General features: G+C 59.2%; 3 protein-coding genes. 1 reads left to right on the plus strand and 2 read right to left on the minus strand.

All coding sequences use genetic code 11. The features are described 5' to 3' along the window. Positions 1-244 (minus strand): c-type cytochrome biogenesis protein CcmI (gene ccmI / locus TH5_RS25025; protein WP_114124129.1); only part of this gene is annotated, 244 nt, incomplete at its 3' end. 8 nt (positions 245-252) lie between these two features. Continuing rightward, positions 253-2,232: a heme lyase CcmF/NrfE family subunit gene (locus tag TH5_RS25030; protein ID WP_114124130.1), complete on the minus strand. Its 1,980-nt coding sequence runs from the start codon at positions 2,230-2,232 to the stop codon at positions 253-255. Positions 2,233-2,439: 207 nt separating this feature from the next. Between TH5_RS25030 and TH5_RS25035 the strand changes: the two genes are divergently transcribed. Beyond that, positions 2,440-2,789 (plus strand): cation diffusion facilitator family transporter (locus TH5_RS25035; protein ID WP_114124131.1); only part of this gene is annotated, 350 nt, incomplete at its 3' end.

Consider the following 2,789-nt stretch of genomic DNA (forward strand, 5'->3'; position numbering starts at 1 on the left):
GGACTTCGGTGCGGGCGGCGTCGGCCTGTTCGCCGGTCAGAACGCCGCGTTCGATGTCGCGGCCGATTTCGGCAAGCTGGTCGCGGTAAACCGCAAGATCGCGTTGCAGTTCGTCTTCGTCCATGTCGGCAAGGTGATCATCACCCGCATCGGCACTGGCGGAACGCGCATTTCGCAAGATCGGCCAGAGGACGTAACCCGCCACCAGAGCCGTCAAGGCGCCAAGAACAATCCAGATGGTCATTGATAATCCTATTCGGCGGGTACGGTCTGGGCCGTTTTGGTGGAGCGGGTGGGAGCACCCACGCGATAGCGACGATCGGAGAGCGACATCAGGCCACCCAGCACCATGATGATGCCGCCGGCCCACATCCACGGGATCATGGGTTTGACATAGAAGCGCGTGACCCATTTGCCGCTGGCGTCCTCGTCACCAATAACCGCATAGATATCGCCTGTGAAACCGGACCGGATTCCAGCCTCGGTCGTGGGCATGCCTTCGACGGTGTAGACCCGCTTTTCCGGGGTCAGGGTGATGGTGCGTTCGCCCGGGGTCGTGATTGTGATGGTGGCTTCGCGGGCAAAGAAGTTCGGCCCCTGATATTCGCGAAGGTTGCTAAGCGTGAAGGTATGGCCGGAAACAATCGTGCTTTCGCCGATGGCAAGGGACTGAACCGATTCCTCGGTCCAGGCCTGTGATCCGGTGATCCCGGCGACAACAATCGCCATCCCGGCATGGGCCAGCATGGTGCCGTGGGCAGAGCGCGGCAGATTGCGCATGCGGCGGAAGCTGTTGGCCAAGGGTTCGCGGAAAAGCTTGATCCGGCCCGCCCATTCAAGGATCGATCCGACAAACAGCCAGACGGCCAGTCCCATGCCAAACAGGGCAAAGGCCGGGCCACCGGCCAGCCAGTAGGTGACGATCAGAACCATGATCACGGCGGCAATCGCGATTTTGAGCTTGCCCAGAACCGCAAACAGATCGGCACGTTTCCATGGCATCATCGGCCCGAATGCCATGGCGATGATCAGGGGCGTCATGATCGGAACGAAGGTGGAATTGAAGAACGGCGCGCCGACCGAAATCTTTTCACCGGTCACGGTTTCAAGCAGCAGCGGATAAAGGGTGCCGAGCAGCACCATGGCCGCGGCAATCGAGAGCAGCACGTTGTTGAAAACAAGTGCGCCTTCGCGCGAGATCGGCTGAAACAGGCCGCCGCCCTTCAATGTCGGGGCGCGCCAGGCATAAAGGGCCAGCGATCCGCCCACCGTCAGGCACAGTAGGAACAGGATGAACACCCCACGGGTCGGGTCGGTGGCAAAGGCATGAACCGATGTCAGCGCGCCGGAACGCACCAGGAAGGTGCCCAGCAGCGAGAAGGAAAACGCCAGGATCGAAAGGAAGATCGTCCAGCTTTTGAGCGCGTCGCGTTTTTCAACGACAATTGCCGAATGCAAAAGGGCGGTTCCGGCCAGCCACGGCATGAAGGATGCATTTTCCACCGGGTCCCAGAACCACCAGCCGCCCCAGCCGAGTTCGTAATAGGCCCACCAGGAGCCAAGCCCGATCCCGGCGGTCAGGAACATCCATGCGGCCAGGGTCCATGGTCGGACCCAGCGGGCCCATGCCGGATCAACCCGGCCTTCGATCAGGGCCGCAACCGCAAAGGCAAAGGCCACGGAAAAGCCGACATAACCGAGATAGAGGAACGGCGGGTGAATAGCGATGCCGGGATCCTGCAGCAGCGGGTTCATGCCTTCACCGTTCAGCGGCGGGTTTATCACGCGCTCGAACGGGTTCGACGTCAGAAGGATGAACAGAAGGAAGCCGAGCGCAATCAGCCCCATCACGCCGACAACGCGGGCAAGCAGGCTCGGCGGCAGGTTCTGGCCAAAGGCCGCGACGGCGGCAGAAAACAGGGTCAGGATCATCACCCAGAGCAGCATCGAGCCTTCGTGGTTGGCCCAGACGCCGGTGATTTTATAGATCAGCGGTTTGGAGGTGTGGCTGTTGGCAAGGACATTCAGGACCGAGAAATCGGATGTGACATAGGCATATGTCAGGGCGGCAAAGCTTGTACCGACCAGGGCAAAGCAGGCAATGGACAGGCGTGGCGCAATTTTCAGAAGGGCGACATCACGCCGGGATGCGGCCATGAACGGGATGGTCGACTGTGCCAATGCCACCACGAGGGATAGCACCAGGGCATAATGTCCGATTTCAACAATCATAAGTGGGCCTGTTGTTTGCTCTTATCCGCCTGCGGGGCTGATATAGTCGCTTCGATCAGGTTTGAAAACCTTGCGGAATATCAAATATGCGCTATTTGCTGCACAGGCGAAGGTCAAAATATGGCAATAGTCATTACATATTACGCCAATTCACGATATAAAACCGCAATCAGCGAGCGGAAATTGAAGACCAAGGGTCTGTAGAACATGAGTCAATGTCCTGTCATTGACATCGCGCAAAGGGAAATATGGGCGCGTCGTGCAACGACGGCCTCTATTGTCATTGCTGCGACGCTGATTGCGATCAAGGCGGTCGGGTGGTTCATGACGGACTCGGTCAGCCTTCTGTCTTCGATGATTGATAGCATGCTTGATGTCGGCACGTCTGTGATCAACTTCATGGCGGTCCGCAGCGCATGGCGTCCGGCCGACCATGATCACCGTTTTGGCCATGGCAAGGCAGAACCGCTGGCGGGGCTTTTCCAGTCTGCCTTCATGATCGGGGCGGCGATTCTCGTGCTGGCGGAGGCCGGATCGCGGCTTGCGGAGCCGCAGCC

Origin of the sequence: Thalassospira xianhensis MCCC 1A02616 (genome assembly GCF_003326475.1) — a bacterium.
Taxonomy (GTDB): domain Bacteria; phylum Pseudomonadota; class Alphaproteobacteria; order Rhodospirillales; family Thalassospiraceae; genus Thalassospira; species Thalassospira xianhensis.

Excerpts from the sequence above, each read along its gene's own strand:
- TH5_RS25030 (WP_114124130.1), bottom strand. The coding sequence starts at position 2,232 with ATGATTGTTGAAATCGGACATTATGCCCTGGTGCTATCCCTCGTGGTG.